This window comes from Nocardia sp. CA-145437 (assembly GCF_050956485.1).
Taxonomy (GTDB): Bacteria; Actinomycetota; Actinomycetes; order Mycobacteriales; family Mycobacteriaceae; genus Nocardia.
In genome coordinates this window covers 632,823-651,564 of the sequence record NZ_CP191204.1, presented here as the reverse complement: position 1 = coordinate 651,564, position 18,742 = coordinate 632,823, and the positions used below count along the sequence as shown (strand labels likewise).

The 18,742-nt window shown below is 69.4% G+C and carries 18 protein-coding genes; 10 read left to right on the top strand and 8 right to left on the bottom strand.

Annotated elements, in window-relative coordinates; all coding sequences use genetic code 11:
* Positions 1-75 precede the first annotated feature (75 nt).
* Entirely contained in the window at positions 76-975 is a 900-nt protein-coding gene (gene mshD / locus ACQPYY_RS03050) for a mycothiol synthase (RefSeq protein WP_433592686.1), read from the bottom strand.
* The gene (locus ACQPYY_RS03045) at positions 975-1,730 is read right to left on the bottom strand and encodes a winged helix-turn-helix transcriptional regulator (protein WP_357089585.1); all 756 of its coding nucleotides are present in this window, start codon (positions 1,728-1,730) and stop codon (positions 975-977) included. The genes mshD and ACQPYY_RS03045 overlap by 1 nt, the downstream gene beginning before the upstream one ends.
* Positions 1,731-1,964: 234 nt before the next feature.
* Here ACQPYY_RS03045 and ACQPYY_RS03040 point away from each other — a divergent pair, with 234 nt between their 5' ends.
* The 6 genes from ACQPYY_RS03040 to ACQPYY_RS03015 all read left to right on the top strand — a co-directional run bounded on the left by ACQPYY_RS03040 (position 1,965) and on the right by ACQPYY_RS03015 (position 6,126).
* Positions 1,965-2,837: an LmeA family phospholipid-binding protein gene (locus tag ACQPYY_RS03040; RefSeq protein ID WP_379105849.1), complete on the top strand. Its 873-nt coding sequence runs from the start codon at positions 1,965-1,967 to the stop codon at positions 2,835-2,837.
* A complete protein-coding gene (locus tag ACQPYY_RS03035; RefSeq protein WP_433592685.1) occupies positions 2,834-3,292 on the top strand; it encodes a thioredoxin family protein in 459 nt (152 codons plus the stop codon). The genes ACQPYY_RS03040 and ACQPYY_RS03035 overlap by 4 nt, the downstream gene beginning before the upstream one ends.
* A gap of 261 nt (positions 3,293-3,553) precedes the next feature.
* Positions 3,554-4,012 carry a DUF4395 domain-containing protein gene (locus ACQPYY_RS03030; protein ID WP_379105853.1) on the top strand — a complete coding sequence of 153 codons (459 nt, stop codon included), beginning with the start codon at positions 3,554-3,556 and terminating at the stop codon, positions 4,010-4,012.
* A gap of 65 nt (positions 4,013-4,077) precedes the next feature.
* Positions 4,078-4,911, top strand: coding sequence for a sulfurtransferase (locus ACQPYY_RS03025; protein WP_433592684.1), 834 nt, complete (start codon positions 4,078-4,080; stop codon positions 4,909-4,911).
* A gap of 5 nt (positions 4,912-4,916) precedes the next feature.
* Positions 4,917-5,222, top strand: coding sequence for a DUF1416 domain-containing protein (locus tag ACQPYY_RS03020; protein WP_379105858.1), 306 nt, complete (start codon positions 4,917-4,919; stop codon positions 5,220-5,222).
* Positions 5,223-5,466: 244 nt separating this feature from the next.
* A complete protein-coding gene (locus ACQPYY_RS03015) occupies positions 5,467-6,126 on the top strand; it encodes an FABP family protein (protein WP_379106249.1) in 660 nt (219 codons plus the stop codon).
* Between the two features lie 417 nt (positions 6,127-6,543).
* Here ACQPYY_RS03015 and cydC read toward each other — a convergent pair whose 3' ends face one another.
* The 5 genes from cydC to ACQPYY_RS02990 form a co-directional block, all read right to left on the bottom strand.
* On the bottom strand, positions 6,544-8,253 hold the full coding sequence (gene cydC / locus ACQPYY_RS03010; RefSeq protein ID WP_433592683.1) for a thiol reductant ABC exporter subunit CydC: 1,710 nt from the start codon (positions 8,251-8,253) through the stop codon (positions 6,544-6,546).
* Positions 8,250-10,325, bottom strand: a complete 2,076-nt coding sequence (locus ACQPYY_RS03005; protein ID WP_433592682.1) for an ABC transporter ATP-binding protein/permease — start codon at positions 10,323-10,325, stop codon at positions 8,250-8,252. The genes cydC and ACQPYY_RS03005 overlap by 4 nt, the downstream gene beginning before the upstream one ends.
* A 65-nt stretch (positions 10,326-10,390) precedes the next feature.
* A complete protein-coding gene (gene cydB / locus ACQPYY_RS03000; protein WP_433592681.1) occupies positions 10,391-11,440 on the bottom strand; it encodes a cytochrome d ubiquinol oxidase subunit II in 1,050 nt (349 codons plus the stop codon).
* A gap of 9 nt (positions 11,441-11,449) precedes the next feature.
* Positions 11,450-12,922 (bottom strand): cytochrome ubiquinol oxidase subunit I, encoded by a 1,473-nt coding sequence (locus tag ACQPYY_RS02995; protein WP_433592680.1) that lies wholly within the window; start codon positions 12,920-12,922, stop codon positions 11,450-11,452.
* Between the two features lie 116 nt (positions 12,923-13,038).
* Positions 13,039-13,965, bottom strand: coding sequence for an aminodeoxychorismate lyase (locus ACQPYY_RS02990; protein ID WP_433592679.1), 927 nt, complete (start codon positions 13,963-13,965; stop codon positions 13,039-13,041).
* A gap of 210 nt (positions 13,966-14,175) precedes the next feature.
* Between ACQPYY_RS02990 and ACQPYY_RS02985 the strand changes: the two genes are divergently transcribed.
* The 4 genes from ACQPYY_RS02985 (at position 14,176) to ACQPYY_RS02970 (ending at position 17,329) form a co-directional block, all read left to right on the top strand.
* Entirely contained in the window at positions 14,176-15,288 is a 1,113-nt protein-coding gene (locus ACQPYY_RS02985; RefSeq protein WP_433592678.1) for a YgfZ/GcvT domain-containing protein, read from the top strand.
* On the top strand, positions 15,285-15,950 hold the full coding sequence (locus ACQPYY_RS02980) for an MOSC domain-containing protein (RefSeq protein WP_433592677.1): 666 nt from the start codon (positions 15,285-15,287) through the stop codon (positions 15,948-15,950). Before ACQPYY_RS02985 ends, ACQPYY_RS02980 begins: the two co-directional genes overlap by 4 nt.
* A 16-nt stretch (positions 15,951-15,966) precedes the next feature.
* Positions 15,967-16,929 carry an asparaginase gene (locus ACQPYY_RS02975; RefSeq protein WP_379105872.1) on the top strand — a complete coding sequence of 321 codons (963 nt, stop codon included), beginning with the start codon at positions 15,967-15,969 and terminating at the stop codon, positions 16,927-16,929.
* 187 nt (positions 16,930-17,116) lie between these two features.
* Positions 17,117-17,329, top strand: a complete 213-nt coding sequence (locus ACQPYY_RS02970) for a DUF3073 domain-containing protein (protein WP_213558229.1) — start codon at positions 17,117-17,119, stop codon at positions 17,327-17,329.
* Positions 17,330-17,516: 187 nt separating this feature from the next.
* On the opposite strand, the gene purM is transcribed toward ACQPYY_RS02970, so the two are convergent.
* Positions 17,517-18,596: a phosphoribosylformylglycinamidine cyclo-ligase gene (gene purM / locus ACQPYY_RS02965; RefSeq protein WP_357198442.1), complete on the bottom strand. Its 1,080-nt coding sequence runs from the start codon at positions 18,594-18,596 to the stop codon at positions 17,517-17,519.
* Positions 18,597-18,742 lie beyond the last annotated feature (146 nt).

Here is an 18,742-nt window from a genome sequence, read left to right as displayed (position 1 = left end):
GAACGGGAGATGAACAACCCACCCTGATTGCGGCACACGGCGTGTGACATTAGCCGCACCGTTGCCGAGCGTAATTCAGGACACGCTGGAGTAGGCGACGTCGATGTGGAATCGAGTGAATCCGAGCCGGGTGTAGGTGTGCACGGCCGCGGTGTTGTCACCTTCGGTGTAGAGCAGGACGGCGTCCAGGCCGCGGTCCTTCAGGTAGTGCAGACCCGCCAGGGTGAGCAGGCGGCCGAGGCCGCGCCCCTGCGCGTCGGGGTCGATGCCGACCACATAGACCTCGCCGATCGGCGGCGTCTCATCGGAATGCACCTTGGTCCAGTGGAATCCGAGGATGCGGTCCGGCTGGGCCGGATCCACGGCGATGAACAGACCCTTCGGGTCGAACCAGGATTCGGCGCGGCGGGCGTCGATATCGCGTTGGGTCCAGCCGCCCTGTTCGGGATGCCAGGAGAAGGCCGAGGCGTTCACGCGGAGGAGTTCGGCGTCGTCGGAAGGCCCGGCGTAGGTGCGGAGTTCGAGTTCGGCGGGCACCGTCAGCTCAGGTAGCTCCGAGTTAGCCAGTTCTCTTCGCATTTGCCACAATTCACGCGAAACGGACAGGCCCAGCCGGGCCGCCACCGCCCGCGCGGGCGGCAGGTCACCGTGCGCCCACACACGCGCGCCCGGACCCCCTACCTCGAGCGCGGCAGCCACCAGACCTGCGCCGATACCCCGGCCGCGGGCCGCCGGATCGACCGCCACCTCCGCCATCGCCGGGTGCTCGTCGTGCGCGGGCACGAGGTTCGCATACCCCACGACCACGCCGTCCCGGATGTCCACCAGATGTCTTGCGGGCGAATCAGTTCCGGCCAGCGAGAGCACCGCCTGCTCCGACACCGGGGCCACGCCGTCGGCCGCGGTCGCCCGCTCCAGCAGCGCCCGCACCTGCCCGGCCGTCTCGGAATCGGGCCGGTCGGTCCAGGAGGTCATCAGATCGCGCCGTTCGCCGAGGTCAGTTCGGAGTCGTCGGTGCCGTCGGAGTCGGGGAAGGTGACCGCGTCGCCCTTGCCCGGGGTACGCGCCGGGCGCACCGCCTTGTATCCGACATTGCGCACGGTGCCGATCAGCGACTCGTACTCGCTGCCGAGCTTGGCGCGCAGTCGTCGCACGTGCACGTCCACGGTGCGGGTGCCGCCGAAGAAGTCGTAGCCCCAGACCTCCTGGAGCAACTGGGCGCGGGTGAACACCCGGCCGGCGTGCTGCGCCAGGTACTTGAGGAGCTCGAACTCCTTGTAGGTCAGGTCCAGCGGGCGGCCGCGCAGTCGCGCGGTGTAGGTGCCCTCGTCGATGACCAGCTCGCCGAGGGTGATCTTGCCGGTGTTCTCCGGGCTGGCCACACCGCCGTTGCGCGCTACCAAGAGTCGCAGCCGGGCGTCCAGTTCGGCGGGCCCGGTACCGGGTAGCAGGATGTCGTCCAGCCCCCAGTCGGCGTTCACCGCGACCAGACCGCCCTCGGTCAGCACGGCCACCACCGGCACCGACGAGCCGGTGCTCCCCAGCAACCGACACAGGCCGCGCGCGGCGGCCAGATCGGTACGCGCGTCCACCAGCGCCACGTCGGCGGATCCCGCCTCGAGCAGGGACGCCACCTCCGTCGGAGCGGGCCGCACGTGATGCGGCAGCAACGCCAGCGACGGCAGCACCGCCTCGGGGTTGGGGTCGGAGGTCAGCAGGAGCAGCTCCATGGGGGCCCTCCATCCCATCTGGCATGTGTGTGGCTACCGCGCTGTCGGCCACTACCCCATGCAGGTCATCACAGGTAATCGCTGCCTACATTAGCCTGTGGTGTCTCGTATTTGCCCTCCGCTGCCGCCACGGGCGGGTTGACGGCGCGAATCACCAGCGTCCGCCCCTTGCCGACGGACTCCCGTAGGTGGATCCGAAGCGGATCGGCGACGGCCCCCTATTAGTGTGCAGCTATGCGTTTCCGGAGGCTGCTCATCGGATTGCTCTGCCTGGCAGGGCTGGTCGTGCTGCTCGATTTCGGGGTCGCGGCCTACTCCGAGTACCGCGTCTCGCGGCTGCTGCGGACCGGTTCGGATCTGAGCGCCGATCCGGAGATCACCTTCCACGAGTCGCCTCGCCACCCGTTCGTGGCCCAGGCGCTGGGCGGTGAGTACATCAACATGGACATCCGCGCCCGCGCCATGCGCCCCGACATTCCGGGCAAGATCATGGTCGAGGCCAATCTGAAGGGCGTCCGCCTGCCCATGCGTCAACTGGTCGACGGCGAGGTGGCGCAGGTCCCGGTCGACGAGGTGCAGGCCCGCATGCGCATCGAACCCAATGAGCTCGGACGGCTGTTCAAGATTCCTGACCTCCAGGTCTTCGGCCCGCCCACCGACAAGTCCGACGGCTCCGGCAGCGCCGCCGGCACCGGGCCCAGCACCACGGGCATCATCATCCTGGAAGGCACCGTGCCGATCGGCCCGAACGCCGACACCGTCGCGGTCGCCGATTCGCGCACCGACACCGCGCAGAAGGTCACCAAGAAGAAGGTCCACGTGCTGGCCGAACTGCGCCTCGAGGGCGCCGAGGTACGCATCACCGCGATATCGATCGCCGGGCGCGATCTGCAGGCCGACTCCGATTCGGTACTCCCCGAACAGGATCGGACCGTGATCTCCGAACAGGACAAGCCCGCCATCCTCGCCCGCTTCACCCACACCATCGACACCCGCAATATGCCGTTCGGCATCGCCCCGACCTCGGTGGAGGCCAATGCCGGGCAGATCGTGGTGGAGGGCACCGGTCGCGACGTGACCGTCGACCTGGATCGGCTACAGAAATGATCGCCCTCGGAATCCTGACGGTCATGCTGGTCGCGGCGGTCGCCGTGGGCCTGCTGCTGCGCCGCAACGAGGGCCGGGTGCGCGAGCGCGCCGCCGCGCCGCGGCTCGAACCGGAATCCACCCGGGCCACCCTGCTGGCCGCGGCCGGGGTCGTCCCGGGCCGGCCGACCGTCCTGCACTTCTCCGCGGACTGGTGCGGCCCGTGCGCGGCCGTGCGGCGCGTGGTCGCGGGCGTGGTGGCCGAACTGGCCGACGCCGAGCTGCCGCCGCTGGATCTGGAGATCGACATCGACGAGTTCGCGGAGCTCGCCCGGGAGCTGAACGTGCTCTCGCTGCCGACCACTTTCGGATTGGATTCTCGAGGATTGGAACGCTTCCGGATCGCCGGCGTTCCGAAGGCCGCGGATCTGCGCACGTCAATGGCCTCTTTGACGGTCGCCGCGACCGATGAGTGACCAGCATTACGAACCCCGGGTCCAATTTCCCCCGAAAATTGGGTAAACTCCCTCTCGTGCAATCCAACCGCGAGCTGATGCTCACCCGACGCCGCACGGTAGACCTGTGCCGGCTCGGTGGTTGTTGCTGCCTGTGCCGCTAGCCGGTCGGCCTTTCTATCACTCTGTCGCCGACCGGTTGTATCCCCCGCTGTTGAGAGATCATGTCGATCCTCCGGCGATCTGGCCAATACATCCTCGAGCGCAGGAGTCCTTCCTTCCATGTCGAACACCACTACGAGCGCACCGCCCGTGGAGCAGGTCGATGTCCGGGGTCCCCGGTTCGCGGCCTGGATCACCACCGCGGTGCTCACCCTGGTCCTGATTCTCGCTTCCGTCTCGGCCCCCGCGGCCGCCGTGCTGCTGGCCGTGCAGGCCGTGGTCTTCGGCTTGGGCGCGGCCAACGGCCCCAAGCGCAGTCCGTACGGCCGGATCTACGCCGCCCTGGTCGCGCCGCGCAACGGCGCGCCGACCGAGCTGGAACCCGTTGCCCCGCTGCGGTTCGCGCAGCTGGTGGGTCTGGTCTTCGCGGTGCTGGGCGTGATCGGCTTCGCGGCCGGCAGCACGGTGGCGGGCTCGATCTTCGCCGGATTCGCGCTGTTCGCGGCCTTCCTGAACGCGGCGTTCGGCATCTGCCTGGGTTGCCAGATCTATCCGCTGGTCGCCCGACTCCGCCCCTGACCATCCCTATCACTCAGCCACACGAACGCAACGCCTGAACACGGCACCGCACCGAAAGGAACAACATGGCTCGCTCCGATGTCCTGGTCTCCGCAGACTGGGTCGAAGAGAACCTGAACACCCCGGGCGTCGTCCTGGTCGAGGTGGACGAGGACACCTCGGCCTACGACCTGGGGCACATCGAGGGCGCCGTGCGTCTCGACTGGAAGAAGGACCTCCAGGACCAGGTCCGCCGCGACTTCGTGAACCAGGAGCAGTTCTCCGCGCTGCTGTCCGAGCGCGGTATCTCCAACGACGACACCGTGGTGCTGTACGGCGGCAACAACAACTGGTTCGCCGCGTACGCCTACTGGTACTTCAAGCTCTACGGCCACCAGGACGTGAAGCTGCTCGACGGTGGCCGCAAGAAGTGGGAGCTGGACGGCCGCCCGCTGGTCAAGGACGTCAAGGTGCGTCCGGCCGCCGACTACAAGGCCTCCGCGCAGGACCTGTCCATCCGCGCCTTCCGTGACGAGGTCGTCGACGCCATCGGCGCCAAGAACCTGGTCGACGTGCGCTCGCCCGACGAGTTCTCGGGCAAGATCCTGGCTCCGGCGCACCTGCCGCAGGAGCAGTCGCAGCGTCCGGGCCACATCCCGACCGCCATCAACGTGCCGTGGTCGAAGGCCGCGAACGAGGACGGCACCTTCAAGAGCGACGCCGAGCTGGCGGAGATCTACAAGGAGGCCGGGCTGGACGGCGACAAGCTGACCATCGCCTACTGCCGCATCGGTGAGCGTTCCTCGCACACCTGGTTCGTGCTGCAGGAGCTGCTGGGCCACCAGAACGTCAAGAACTACGACGGGTCCTGGACCGAATACGGTTCCCTCGTCGGTGTACCGATCGAGTTGGGAGCGTAATCAATATGTGTGCAGCACCTACCCAGGGACAGGCCATCCCGGCCGGCGTCGACGTCGAGAAGGAGACGGTCATCACCGGCCGTGTCCTGACCGCTGACGGCCAGACCGTCGGTGGCGCGTTCGTCCGCCTGCTGGACGGCAACGGCGACTTCACCGCCGAGGTCGTGGCCTCGGGCACCGGCGACTTCCGCTTCTTCGCCGCGCCGGGCTCGTGGACCCTGCGCGCGCTGTCGGCGTCCGGCAACGGCACCGCCGAGGTGTCGCCGGAGGGCAACGGCATTCACAACGTGGACGTCACCGTCGCCAAGTAAGCGAAACATCAAGAACGGCCCCGGGATTCATGATCCCGGGGCCGTTCTCGTCGGTCGGCGCGTTTTTCCCGGGGTCGTTTTCACCGGATCCCGGCGGTGCGATTAGACTCCGAGACGTGGTGCTTACCTTCGAAATTCTGCTGGTACTCGTGTCCGTGCTGATCGCCTGGTTCGGTCTGTACGTCCTCTACCGGCTGTTCACCGAGTCGTGACAGATCCGGCCCACGAGAACACCGAAAACGGAGTGGCCAACGGCTCGGCGTCCGATGACGCCGCCGGTTCGCGCCGCAGCGGCGACCAGGCGGTCGCGGAGGCGGTCGAGCGGGCCAAGTCGACCGGGGGGCTGAACGTTCCGGCGCTCCCCGATCTGCCGCTGCCCGTGGACACCGCGAATCTGCGGCTGGGCCCCGATCTGAGCTCGTCCATGCTCGCGCTGCTGCCGCTGATCGGCGTGTGGCGCGGTGAGGGCGAGGGCAACGACCCCGAGACGGGCGACTACCGCTTCGGTCAGCAGATCATCGTGGCCCACGACGGCGGCGACTACCTGACCTGGGAAGCGCGGTCCTGGAAGCTGACCGCCGAGGGCGAGTACGACGGCCCGGACCTGCGCGAGAGCGGCTTCTGGCGGGTCGGCATCGACGGCGACGACGAGGTGCTGGAGCTGCTGCTCACCCACTCGACCGGCATCGTCGAGCTGTTCTACGGCCAGGCCCTGACCCAGTCGTCCTGGGAGCTGGCCACCGACGTGGTCATCCGCAGCCAGTCCGGCATCGTGGTGGGCGGCGCGAAGCGGCTCTACGGCATCGTCGAGGGCGGCGACCTGGGCTACGTCGAGGAGCGCATCGCGGCCGACGGCGCACTGGAGCCGCGACTCTCGGCCCGCCTCAAGCGCTACATCGGCTGAAGCTGCCGTTCGGCGCGAGACAACTGATTTCGTTGCGATGGGGGTACCTCCTGGGGTACCCCCAAAATTGTTTCGGCACCCAGCGCAGGCACGGAATGCCGGGGCCAACGGCTCTAAGCCGCCCGCTGAAGTCTCGGGGAGGCGGAATAGGTACGACCCCCGAGTTGTACCTGCGGAAGGATGCAACGTTCTTCACGCAAGTCCGGTCGGACGGACCGTAACTCGGGGGCCGGGTGACTGCCGTGGATTCGGGAGGGCTCGCGCGATCGGAATCCGATTGCAGCGGTAGCGCCTAGCTGGCAGCCACCTCACGCGTCCTAGAAATCATTCTCGAACCACCTCCTTCCTGTGTACCGACGAAATTAGTCGGATCCGGCAGAAGCGGCAACGTATTTTCGCGGACTGCGAAAACGCAGGTCAGGACGATGATTCGGGAATACGGGGACCGATGTCGATCGCGCCGCCGGGCGCGACGCGAACGATGGTGTCGGCCTTGACGTCCGGGGGCAGCTGGTGAGTGACCACCACGACCGTGCGGTCGCGATCCACCAGGCCGCTCGACTCGTCCAGCAGGCGGCGCAGCAGTCCGGCCCCGGCATCCGCCTCCAGGTGTTCGGTGGGTTCGTCGAGCAGCAGCACCCGAGCGGGCGACAGCAGGGCGCGGGCCAGCAGGATCCTTCGGCGCTGACCGCCCGAGACCGCGGCGGCGCCGCCGACCAGATCCGTCTCCACGCCGTCCGGGAGCGAGTCCAGCCACTCCCCCGCCCCGACCGCCCGCAACGCGGATTCGGCCTCGGCCACGGTGATGTCGCCGCGAGCGACGCGCAGATTCTCCAGCACGGTCGTGCCGAACAGATGCGCGTCCTCGGCGAAGAAGGTGACGCCGGGCCGGGGTGTGTCGAACAACCCCGCCCAGGCCATGAGCACTGTCGTCTTCCCCGCACCGCTGGGCCCGACCACCGCGATCCGCCTGCCCGCAGGCAGGTCCGGGAAAGCCGGTGCGGTGGCGGGCGATTCGAGCGGCCTCCGCTCGTCCCCGGGCTCGCCGCCCCCGATCCGACCGGATTCGAGCCGGTCCAGCCGATGCAGTGCGGCGCGGCCGGTGGTCAGTGCCTGCGCGGCGGCGGGCAGCACCGCGACCGCCTCGAACGCGGACAGGGGCACCAGCACCAGCACGGTGAACGCCATCGGTGTGATGCCGCCGGGCGCGACAGTCTGGAACCCCGCGGTCGGCATCGGAGTGCCGCTGCCGTACAGCACGATCCCGATGAGCAGCGCCCCCAGCACACTCGCCCCGATGGACAGCGGCAGCACCGCCGCCGCCCACGCGCTCCGCGACGCCGCCCGATCCTCGGCGGCCACGGCCCGCCGGCCGGCCGCCGTGGCCGCCCCGACCGCCTCCGAAAGCCGTCCCGCCACCCGCAATTCGGGCGCGTGATCCAGCACGGTGAGCGCCTCGGCCGTGAATTCGGTCCGATCCGCCCGCACCGCCAGTTCCGCCTCCCGGGCCGCCCGCGCCGACAGCCATGGCGCGACGATCCCCGAAACCCCCAGCGCCACGGCCAGAATCACCGCCGCGAGCAACGAGATGCTCGCCAGCAGCCCGACCGCCAGCAGCGAGAGGATCAGCGCCACCGCGATCGGCACGAACGCCCGCACCACCACGGCCCCGAGATCGTCGATATCGCCCATCACCCGCCCGAGCAGCTCTCCCCGCCGCAGTGCGGTCGGATCACCCTCCCGCTCATCCACATCCGTCCCCAGCCGTGTCCGTGCCGAGCCGCCGGTTCGCCGCGGTCGCCAGATATCCGCACCCGCCAACGTCAGATACGTCGTGGTCCGTGCCGTACTCATCGCCCGCAACGCCACATCGTGCGTCGCCAGCCGCTCCAGATACCGGCACAGCCCCCGCGAGATACCCAGCGCCCGAACGGTCACCACCGCCAGACTCAAATCCAGGACCGGCGGCATCTGCCACGCCCGGGCGATCAGCCACGCCGCCAACGCCGCCAGCCCGAGCCCGCTCCCGAGCGCGAGCACACCCCACCCGATCGAGAGCGCCATCCGCGCCCGCGACAACTCCAGCAGTTCCCGAATCCGCCGGAAATCGGCCAGCACCGCCCTCATCGCGCCGACACCTCCGCCGAGGCGGCCGTACCGGCAGCCAGATCGGTCCGACCGGTCTCGCCGCGTAGGCCCCGAACATCAGGACCGGCACTCGGCAACAGCCCACCGACAGCCGCTTCCTGTCCGGGCGGCGCGAAGTCCCGCACAGCACCGGCCGAATTCGACGCGGCATCCGTGATGGGCCGCGCACTCGCCTCGGGGGCGCGGCTCGAATCCTGGGGCGCGGATCCCGGCCCGGAACGACGGTCTGGGGCGCGGGTGGATTCGTCGAGTCGGGCGTTACCGCCTCCGGAGTCACCGGCAACGGCGGGTGCGGGCTGGGCCGGTGCGGAAAGGGCCGGTGCGGAACCCCCGTGAACCTCGACGACACGATCGGCGATCGCCAGCACCGAGGGGCGGTGGGCCACCACGACGACGGTGGCGCCGGCGCGGGCACGGTCCACCAGAGCCGCGAGGACCGTCGCCTCGGAGGTGTCGTCGAGGTGCGCGGTGGGCTCGTCGAGCAGCAGGATCGAGCGGGGGGCCGCGAGGGTGCGAGTCAGGGCCAGGCGTTGGCGCTGGCCGAGGGACAGGCCGATGCCGCCGGCGCCGACCACGGTGTCCCAGCGCGCGGGAAGGGTGTCGAGGACGGCGTCGAAACCGGTGGCGGTGCAGGCGGCTTCGATCTGGTCGTCGCCCGAGGGCGGTCCCAGCAGTTCGAGGTTGGCGCGGAGGGAGCCGGGGATCAGGACCGGGCGCTGCGGGAGCCAGGCCACGTGGGACCAGAACTCGTCGGGGTCCAGGTCGGGGACCGGGGTGCCGTCGATGGTGACTGTTCCGGCGTCCGGGGTGATGAGGCCCAGAACGGCTTGCAGGGCGGTGGATTTGCCGCAGCCGTTGGGGCCGGTGAGGACGGTGACCTCGCCGGGGCGGATGGTGGCGGACAGTCCTTCGGGGGCGTTGCCGTCGCGGGCGGCGACGCTCAGATCGCGGATGTCGATGTGGCCGAGCAGGTTCCGATGCGGTGTTCCGGCGGGAACGGCGGGCGTGGTCCCCGGACCCGGTTCGAGAATCGCGAAGGCCCGTTCGGCGGCGGCCATTCCGTCCTGGGCGGCGTGGAAGCGTTCGCCGACGGCGCGCAGCGGGAGGTAGACCTCGGGAGCGAGGATCAGGGCGAGCAGGCCCGCGTACAGCCCCATGTGGCCGAAGACCAGGCGCATGCCGATGGAGACGGCGACCAGGGCCACGCACAGGGTGGCGAGCATTTCCAGGACCATCGAGGACAGGAAGGCCAGGCGCAGCGCCGCCATGGTGCGGTGGTGCAGGGCATCGCCGAGCTCGCGGACCCGGACCGCCATGCTGCGCGGCGGATCATCGTTTGCCGCAGTGGGATCCGGGGCAGCCGGGCGCGCTCGGTCGTTCCCGGCGGAACGGCCGGTCTCGCGGCCCAGCGCGCGCAGCGTCGGCATGCCCGCGAACAAGTCCAGGAGCTGGTCCGAGAGCCGGGTGGTGGCGACCAGCGTGTCCGCGGACTTCCCCTGGGTGAGCAGCCCGATGAGGATCATGAAGATCGGGATCAGTGGCAGCGTGACGGCGATGATCGCGCCGGACACCCAGTCGTGGACGGCGACGACGGCCAGCACCACCGGGGGCACGAGGGCGGCCAGGATCAGGGCGGGCAGATACCCCGCGAGGTAGGCCCGCAGCCCGCTGAGCCCGGAGCCGACCACGACCGCGAGTTCGGTACGGCGGCTCTCCAGTTCGCGCGGCGGGAGCTGGGCCCCGGCCGCCAGGGCGGCGGTCTCGAGTTCGGCCACGACCTGCGCCCCGGCTCGGTGCGCGAGCCGGGACTGCCACCAGGTGGCGGCCACCCGGCACAGCACGGCGGCCGCGAACACCGCCAATTCGACCGTCCACGACCCGATCCGGCGGTGTTCGGGTTCGGTGACGACCCCCGCGAGCACCCGGGCCAGGGCGAGCGCCCCGATCACGATGCATCCGGTGGTGATCAGCGAGAGTCCGACGCTGAGTCCGAGATACCGGCGGGCGGAGCGGGCGTGCCGCCACAGCCGCGGGTCCACCGGTCGTGCCATGGTCGATCTCCTCTGCGAAAAGGCGCGCCGCCCTGGGCCTTCCGGCGGGGCGGCGCGCCCCGGGTTCAGCTCTTCGCGGATTCCATGGGCAGCCCGATCGGCGCCGGGATCTGTTCCATGGTGAGCCGCTTGCGGAACACCCAGTACGTCCAGGCCTGGTAGACCAGCACGACCGGGACCAGCGCCACCGCGACCCAGCTCATCACCACCAGCGTGTAGTGGGTGGAGGAGGCGGCGACGGTGCCGTCGCGGCCGTCGACGGTGAGGCTGAACGCGTCGTTGATGGTGGACGGCAGCACATTCGGGAACAGCGACCCGAACAGCAGCACGGTGGCGGCCGCGATGGTGATCGCGGTGCCGGTGAACGCCCAGCCGTCGCGGCCCTGGCTCGCGGCGAAGCCCGCGACCAGTAGTCCGATCACGGCCAGCGCCAGCGGAATCCAGGTCCAGCCGTGCCCGTGGGCGAGCTGGGTCCAGATACCGAAGGCGGCCACCACGACGGCGGTGGGCACGAACAGCACGCGGATGATGCGTTGCGCGTCGTCGCGGACCTCGTTGCCGGTCTTGAGGGCGATGAACATCGCGCCGTGCAGCAGGAACAGCAGCAGCGTGGTGAGCCCGCCGAGCAGCGCGTACGGGGTGAGCAGGTCGAAGAAGTTGCCCTCGATCTGCTTGCGCTCGTTGAGCTTCACGCCGTGCACGATATTGGCGAAGGCCAGGCCCCAGGCCAGGGCGGGGATCCAGGAGCCCAGGCCGATGCCGATGTCGCACCAGGTGCGCCAGCGCGGGTCGTTGATCTTGCCGCGCCATTCGATGGCGCAGGCCCGCGCGATCAGCCCGACCAGGATGAGCAGCAGCGCCAGGTAGAACCCGGAGAACAGGCTGGCGTACCACTCCGGGAAGGCGGCGAACATGGCGCCGCCACCGGTGAGCAGCCACACCTCGTTGCCGTCCCACACCGGTCCGATGGTGTTGAGCACGGTGCGCTTCTTCTTCTCGTCACCGCGCCCGATGATCGGCATCAGCATGCCGACGCCGAAGTCGAAGCCCTCCAGCACGAAGTAGCCGGTGAACAGGACCGCGATCAGCAGAAACCAGAATTCAGGGAGACTCATCCTCGGCTCCTAGTACGCGAAGGAAAGCTTCTCGACGGGCTCCCCGGTCATCTTCGGGGTGTCCGGGGTGGATGCCTGCTCGGGCCCGGCGATCACGTAGCGGCGCATCAGATAGAACCACCCGATGGCCAGCAGCCCGTAGAGCGCGGTGAACACGATCAGCGAGGTGAGGATCGTGCCCGCCGAGACCCCGGAGACGCCCTGCTGCACCGTCATCCGGATGTGCTGGTCGCCGGTCGGATTGGGTGCGACGACCCAGGGCTGCCGGCCCATCTCGGTGAAGATCCAGCCGGAGATATTGCCCAGGAACGGGGTGGCGATCGCGATCAGCGACAGCCAGCTGAACCAGGTCTGGTCCGGGACCCGGCCGCGGCGGGTGACCCAGAATCCGGCCAGCGCCAACAGGATCGAGCCGGCCATCCAGGTGATCATGGCGCGGAAGGACCAGTAGGTGACGAACAGATTGGGCCGGTAGTCGCCGACGCCGTACTTCTGGTTGTACTCGACCTGGAGGTCCTTGACGCCCTGCAGGGTGACGCCGGTGAATTCGCCGGTGGCCAGCCACGGCAGCACGTAGGGCACCTCGATGAGGTGGTCCACGCTGTCGCAGTTGTTGTGGGTGCCGACGGTCAGCACGGAGAAGTCCGGATCGGTCTCGGTGTGGCAGAGCGATTCGGCCGACGCCATCTTCATGGGCTGCTGCTTGAACATCAGCTTGCCCTGGATGTCACCGGTGAAGATCAGCGCCACCGCGGCGATGAGGACGACGTACAGGCCCATGCGCGCGCTCGGCCGCCACATGGTGCGGGCGTCCTCGAGGAGTGCCTCGTCGCCTTCCGCCTTGGCCTTGCGGGCATTTCGCACCATCCACCAGCCGGCGATGCCGGCCACGAAGGTGCCCGCGGTGAGGAAGGCTCCGGCGATCACGTGCGGGAAGGCGGCGAGGGTGGTGTTGTTGGTGAGCACCGCCCCGATGCTGTGCAGTTCGGCGCGACCGGTCTCCGGGTTGTACTCCGCGCCGACCGGGTGCTGCATGAACGAGTTGGCGGCGATGATGAAGTAGGCGGAGGCGTTGGTGCCGATGGCGACGAGCCAGATGCACGCCAGGTGCAGCTTTTTCGGCAGCCGGGTCCAGCCGAAGATCCACAGGCCCAGGAAGGTCGATTCCATGAAGAAGGCGACCAGCGCCTCCATGGCCAGAGGCGCGCCGAACACGTCGCCGACGAAGCGGGAGTATTCGCTCCAGCCCATGCCGAACTGGAATTCCTGCACGATGCCGGTGGCGACGCCGAGGGCGAAGTTGATCAAGAACAGCTTGCCGAAAAACTTTGTGAGCCTGAGCCAGTGCTCCTTACCGGTGATCACCCACGCGGTCTGCATGCCCGCGACGAGCGGTGCGAGGCCGATGGTGAGTGGCACCAGGATGAAGTGATAGACGGTGGTAATTCCGAACTGCCAGCGCGCCAGATCTACGACGCTCATCCGACCTCCCTGCCGATCTACGACATGACGTAGTAACAAAGACTACGCGTCGGGAGGCGCGGATCAACGTATGCCTCGCCACAGCACGCCCGATATTTGCTCGAACGTGATCGGGACTACCAGTCGGCGAGGCTCCCGGGGAGCGCGATGCCGCGGTTCACCATCTCCACGATCTCGGCCGCATTGTCCGGCGGTGACATGCGCAGGCCGTCCAGCGAATTGACCCGCGCGGCCAGGGTGATCGAGGACAGCATCCACACGGCGTCCGCGGTGATCAGATCGGCCGTGAACAGCGGCTCGTAGCGGCACTCCCAGCCCGCCTTCTCCGCTTGCGCGAACAACGCCCGCTGCGTGGTGCCGGGCAGGACGCCGTTGCGGGCGGGCGGGGTGATGAGCTGGTTGTCGCGCTGCACGACCACGGTCGAGCGCGGACCCTCGAGGACGCGGTGCTCGGTGCTGGTGAAGATGACGTCGTCGGCGCCCATCCGCTGAGCGAACCGCAGCGCGGACATATTGGTCGCGTACGACAGGGTTTTCGCGCCCATCAGCAGCCACGGCGCGTTCTGGGCCAGGTCGACGGAGATGCCCTTGGAGAGGGTGATCACCGAAACGCCTTCGGCGCGCGCCTTTTCCACCCGCCCGGGGACTCCGACCACGAAAACGTAACCGGTGGTGGCGGGTTCGGCTCCGGCAAGATCCCCCGTCTTGGTCGCCAGACGTTCGCCCGCTCCGCCGTGATCGCTGTCACGTCCGCGGGTCAGGACCATCCGCAGGGTGCCCTCGCGGTCCTTGCCCCATTGCTCGGCGGCCAGTTCGACCGCGAACCGCCACGCCTCGAGGTCCGGCGCGGGGAGATCCAGCGCCTCCGCCGAGCGCCGTAGCCGCGCCAGGTGCATTTCCAGCGCGCACGGCACGCCGTCGCGCACCAGCACCGTCTCGAAGACGCCGTCGCCCCGCAGCGCACCGATATCGTCCGCATACAACAACGGCGCGTCCGGATCCCGGATCGCGCCGTCGAGTGTCACCAGAACCCGTTCCACCATGCGATGAGCCTAGGGGAGTCGACGGGTCCTGGGTGCCATACCGTGCCACCCGGCCCGTCAAGCCACCTGCCACGACCTGCTGGAAGCAGGGCTCGCGTGTCAAACCTGCCCACATGCGCCACCGGCGCGTCCCGGGGACGACATCGGTCCGGGTCCGGCTCCCGAGCCGTGCGCTCGAGGCCTGTCGCCGCGAGCCGCTAGGGTGGAGTCGTGTCCTCCTCGGTTGCCAGTCCGATCTTGCAGGTTCCAGGGGCTGTCGCGGGGCTGCCGGAGTCACCGGATGCCGCGGTCGCGTGGCATTACGGCGATCCCTTCGGTGAGCAGCGCGCGGCGGCGGAGCGGGTCGCGGTGGTGGATCGCTCCCACCGGTTCGTGCTCGCGATCACCGGCAAGGAACGACTGAGCTGGCTGCACACCATCTCCAGTCAGGCCGTCGCCGATCTCGGTGACGGGGAGTCCGCGGAGAACCTGGACCTCGATCTCAACGGCCGCGTGCTGAACCACTTCGTGCTCACCGAACTCGACGGCACGGTGTGGATCGACACCGAGGGCGCGCGCGGCCCCGAACTGCTGAGCTTCCTGCAGAAGATGGTGTTCTGGGCCGACGCCAAGCCCGTCGACGCCAATGACCACGCGGTCCTGAGCCTGCTGGGCCCGGCCGCGGCCGACCTCGTCGCCGCCCTGGGCGTGCCCGCTCTGCCCGACACCTACCGCGCGGTCCCGCTGCCCGGCGGCGGCTTCCTGCGCCGCATGCCCTGGCCCACCGCCGACTCCTTCGACCTGCTGGTCCCCCGCGATCAGCTCGCCGCCTGGTGGACCACGCTGCGCGACGCGGGCGCGGCGCCCGCGGGCCTGTGGGCGTTCGAGGCGCTGCGGGTGGCCGCCCTGCGCCCCCGCCTGGGCCTGGACACCGACGACCGCACCATTCCGCACGAGGTCAACTGGATCGGCGGCCCCGCCGAACACGGCGCCGTGCACCTGAACAAGGGCTGCTACCGCGGTCAGGAGACGGTCGCGCGGGTGCACAATCTCGGCAAGCCGCCCCGGCACCTGGTGCTGCTGCACCTGGACGGCTCGGCGGATTCCCGTCCGGCGCCCGGTGATCCGGTGACGGCGGGCGGCCGCGCGGTCGGCACGCTCGGCACGGTGATCGACCACTACGAACTCGGCCCGATCGCGCTGGCCCTGATCAAACGCACCATCCCGGTCGATACCGAACTGGTGGCCGGCCCGTGCGCGGCGGCCATCGACGCGGATTCGGTACCCACGCACGACGAACCGCAGGCCGGGCGGCTCGCCGTCGAGAAGCTGCGCGGCCGATGACCGCCACCCCCCGCGGCCGGGTGCTGGCCGTCTGCGTCGTGCACGCCGACCTCGAGGTGCCCGCCAAGTCCTCGAAGGTGGGCCGCACCGCCATCGACAAACGTCCGGTGCCGCACCGGGTTCCGGTCCGGACCCTCGGCCTGGACGGCGACCACGTGTGCGACACCAAGCATCACGGCGGCGCACACCAGGCCGTCTACGCCTACGCCGAGGAGGACGCGCAGCGCTGGTCCGCCGAACTGGGCCGCGAACTCGCGGCGGGCTGGTTCGGCGAGAACCTGCGCATCACCGGGCTCCCTGTCAGTGACGCCGTGATCGGTGAGCGCTGGACCATCGGCGACACCCTGCTCGAGGTGTCCGCCCCGCGGGTCCCGTGCGCCACCTTCCAGTGGCGCACCGGTGAACCGCAGTGGGTGAAACGCTTTACAGCACAGGCGAATACGGGTGCCTACCTGCGGGTTCTGACCGAGGGCGGGATCGGCGCGGGCGACGAGGTGCGGGTGGTGCACGTCCCCGAGCACGGCGTCACGGTCCGCGATCTGTTCGCCGGCGCGGACCCCGTGCGCCTGGAATTGCTGGAATCCGCCGAGCCCACCCTCTCCGACGATGTCCGCATGCAGATCGACCGTCACCGCCGCCGCCACGCCGCGGCGGCCCGATGACAGCGAAGGGGCACCGATGAGCGTCGATCTGGTCGAGGTGGTGCGGTCCGGTTTCCGCGAGTGCGTGCACCGCGGTTCCGCGGTGGTGCTGCGCCCCGACGGTGAGCCGCTGGTCGAGGTGGGTGCGGTGCACGGCCCGATCTTCCCGCGCTCCACCAACAAGCCGCTGCAGGCGCTCACCCTGCTGCGCAACGGTTTCGAACCGGTGGACGACGCCGAGCTGGCCATCGCCACCGCCTCGCATTTCGGCGAGCCCGATCACGTGGAGCTGGTGCAGCGGTTGCTGGACCGTTTCGGTTTCACCGAGGACGACCTGGAGTGCCCGCCGGATCTGCCGTTCGAGGAGCAGGCCCGGGCCCGGGTGCTGGCCGGCGCCGACCGTGACAAGGCGGCTCGACGGATCTTCATGAACTGCTCCGGCAAACACGCCGCCATGCTCGCCACCTGCGTGATCAACGATTGGCCGACCCGCGGCTATCTCGAGGTCGGGCACCCGTTGCAGCAGGCGGTGCTGGACACCGTGGCCGAGGTGACCGGTGAGCCGGAGACCGATCTCGGCATCGACGGGTGCGGCCTGCCCATCGTGCCGGTGTCGCTGGTGAATCTGGCCCGCGCCTACGCGGGTTTCGCCACCGCGCCCGAGGGTGCGCCGGAACGCCGCGTCGCGGACGCGATCCGGGCCCATCCGCGAGTGATTTCCGGCACGGACGGCCCCGATTTCCGCGTTATGTCCGCGACGCCGGGACTGGTGTGCAAGATCGGCGCGGACGGGGTGCACGCGGGTGCGCTGCCGGACGGTTCGGCCTTCGCGTACAAGATCGATGACGGCGCTGATCGCGCGCGGCTTCCGCTGACGCTGGCCATTCTCCAGCGTATGGGGGTCGAGTGGACCGATGCGCACGCTGAGCTGGCAACGCCCGCGGTGCTGGGCGGCGGAGCTCGCGTCGGCATCATTCGAGCGATTCCCGGCGTCCTGTAGTCGCCGGTCCGCAGGGTTTTCAGGATCGCCCGGTCGTCGCCGGTCCCGGCCCCGGGACGTTTATCCCCCACTCCTGGAAGCGCGACCGCCTGACACACGCTAAAGTGTTCGTCAGGAAGAGTATTAATTCGAACGGGGCCGCCAAACCCACCCCAGGCCGCCCCGCAGTGACGCGAGGGGGTCAGCCATGGGCCGTGGCCGGGCTAAGGCAAAGCAGACCAAGGTTGCACGTGAGCTCAAGTACAGCTCACCGTCGACCGACTTCACGAGCCTTCAGCGCGAACTGTCGGGGAGTCCCTCCGACACGCAGCTGAGTGGTGCTGTGCTTTCCGACGAGCACGACGCGAAGGACTCGCGTGCGGGCTGGGACGAAGACGACTACGACGACTGGCGTCGCTGACCTCGGATTTTCGCCGTGTAAGGGGGAGGCCCACTATGGCCTTCCCCTTTAGCACGTCGATATGCCCCGAGGTCAGGGCCATTCGCTGAGCATCCGCGGCGAACAACTACTGCCGGTCCCCCTTCCTACCGGCGAAAAGACAAACGGCCCCGGCACTCTCGCGAGTGCCGGGGCCGTTCTCTGTCTGCTAGAAGCGCGGGTGGTCGCCCACCAGCGCGACGCGGGCGGCGTCGGCGTCCTTGGCCTTCTTCACCGTGCCGAGGGTCCAGCAGTCGATGTGGCGGGCGGTGAGGACGGCCAGCGCGCGGTCGGCGTCCTCGGGCGCGACGACGGCGACCATGCCGACGCCCATGTTGAAGGTCTTCTCCATCTCCAGGCGCTCGACGCGGCCGCGCTGGGCGATCATCTTGAAGACGGGGGCCGGGTTCCAGGTGCCGCGGTCGAGCTCGGCGACGAGTCCGGCGGGGAGCACGCGGGCCAGGTTCTGGGCCAGGCCGCCGCCCGTCACGTGGCAGAAGGTGCGCACGTCGGTCTCGGCGATCAGGGCCAGGCAGTCCTTGGCGTAGATCTTGGTCGGCTCGAGCAGCTCCTCGCCGAGGGTGCGGCCGAATTCCTCGACGTGCCCGGTGAGGGACATGCGGTCGATGTCGAGCAGCACCTTGCGGGCCAGCGAGTAGCCGTTGGAGTGCAGGCCGGAGGCGCCCATGCCGATCACCACGTCGCCGGGGCGGACGCGGTCGGGGCCGAGCACGGCGTCGGCTTCCACGACGCCGACACCGGTGCCGGAGATGTCGTAGTCGTCGGCGCCCATCAGGCCGGGGTGCTCGGCGGTCTCGCCACCGAGCAGCGCGCACCCGGCGATGACGCAGCCCTCGGCGATGCCGGAGACGATCTGCGCGACGCGCTCGGGCACCACCTTGCCGACGGCGATGTAGTCCTGCAGGAACAGCGGTTCGGCGCCGCAGACCACCAGGTCGTCGACGACCATGGCGACCAGGTCGAGGCCGATGGTGTCGTGCTTGTCGAGCGCCTGCGCGACCGCGATCTTGGTGCCGACGCCGTCGGTGGAGGCCGCGAGCAGGGGCTCCTTGTAGCCGCCCTTCAGTGCGAACAGTCCTGCGAAGCCGCCGAGTCCGCCCTGCACTTCGGGGCGGGAGGCCTTCTTGGCCAGGGGCGCGAACAGCTCGACTGCGCGGTCACCGGCTTCGATATCGACGCCGGCCGCCGCATACGAGGCACCGGCACCACTGGGGGTCTGTTCAGTCATTGTCGGGGAGAGCTCCAAGCCGAATCGTCGGATAGATGCCTGCTCACGCTAGCAGGAGGGCCGTTGCGCACCGGAGGCGCACGGCGTTGCGACCGTCCACCCGTTATGCGTGCGGGCGGGTTGTCACGGGAAAGCCACGGCGCCCG

Coding starts and splice junctions, on each gene's coding strand:
- ACQPYY_RS02970 (WP_213558229.1), top strand. CDS start 17,117: ATGGGCCGTGGCCGGGCTAAGGCAAAGCAGACCAAGGTTGCACGTGAG.
- ACQPYY_RS02975 (WP_379105872.1), top strand. CDS start 15,967: ATGAGCGTCGATCTGGTCGAGGTGGTGCGGTCCGGTTTCCGCGAGTGC.
- mshD (WP_433592686.1), bottom strand. CDS start 975: ATGACCTCCTGGACCGACCGGCCCGATTCCGAGACGGCCGGGCAGGTG.
- cydC (WP_433592683.1), bottom strand. CDS start 8,253: ATGAGGGCGGTGCTGGCCGATTTCCGGCGGATTCGGGAACTGCTGGAG.
- purM (WP_357198442.1), bottom strand. CDS start 18,596: ATGACTGAACAGACCCCCAGTGGTGCCGGTGCCTCGTATGCGGCGGCC.
- ACQPYY_RS03030 (WP_379105853.1), top strand. CDS start 3,554: ATGTCGAACACCACTACGAGCGCACCGCCCGTGGAGCAGGTCGATGTC.
- ACQPYY_RS03025 (WP_433592684.1), top strand. CDS start 4,078: ATGGCTCGCTCCGATGTCCTGGTCTCCGCAGACTGGGTCGAAGAGAAC.
- ACQPYY_RS02990 (WP_433592679.1), bottom strand. CDS start 13,965: ATGGTGGAACGGGTTCTGGTGACACTCGACGGCGCGATCCGGGATCCG.
- ACQPYY_RS03035 (WP_433592685.1), top strand. CDS start 2,834: ATGATCGCCCTCGGAATCCTGACGGTCATGCTGGTCGCGGCGGTCGCC.
- ACQPYY_RS03020 (WP_379105858.1), top strand. CDS start 4,917: ATGTGTGCAGCACCTACCCAGGGACAGGCCATCCCGGCCGGCGTCGAC.
- ACQPYY_RS03040 (WP_379105849.1), top strand. CDS start 1,965: ATGCGTTTCCGGAGGCTGCTCATCGGATTGCTCTGCCTGGCAGGGCTG.
- ACQPYY_RS02980 (WP_433592677.1), top strand. CDS start 15,285: ATGACCGCCACCCCCCGCGGCCGGGTGCTGGCCGTCTGCGTCGTGCAC.
- cydB (WP_433592681.1), bottom strand. CDS start 11,440: ATGAGTCTCCCTGAATTCTGGTTTCTGCTGATCGCGGTCCTGTTCACC.
- ACQPYY_RS03005 (WP_433592682.1), bottom strand. CDS start 10,325: ATGGCACGACCGGTGGACCCGCGGCTGTGGCGGCACGCCCGCTCCGCC.
- ACQPYY_RS03045 (WP_357089585.1), bottom strand. CDS start 1,730: ATGGAGCTGCTCCTGCTGACCTCCGACCCCAACCCCGAGGCGGTGCTG.
- ACQPYY_RS02995 (WP_433592680.1), bottom strand. CDS start 12,922: ATGAGCGTCGTAGATCTGGCGCGCTGGCAGTTCGGAATTACCACCGTC.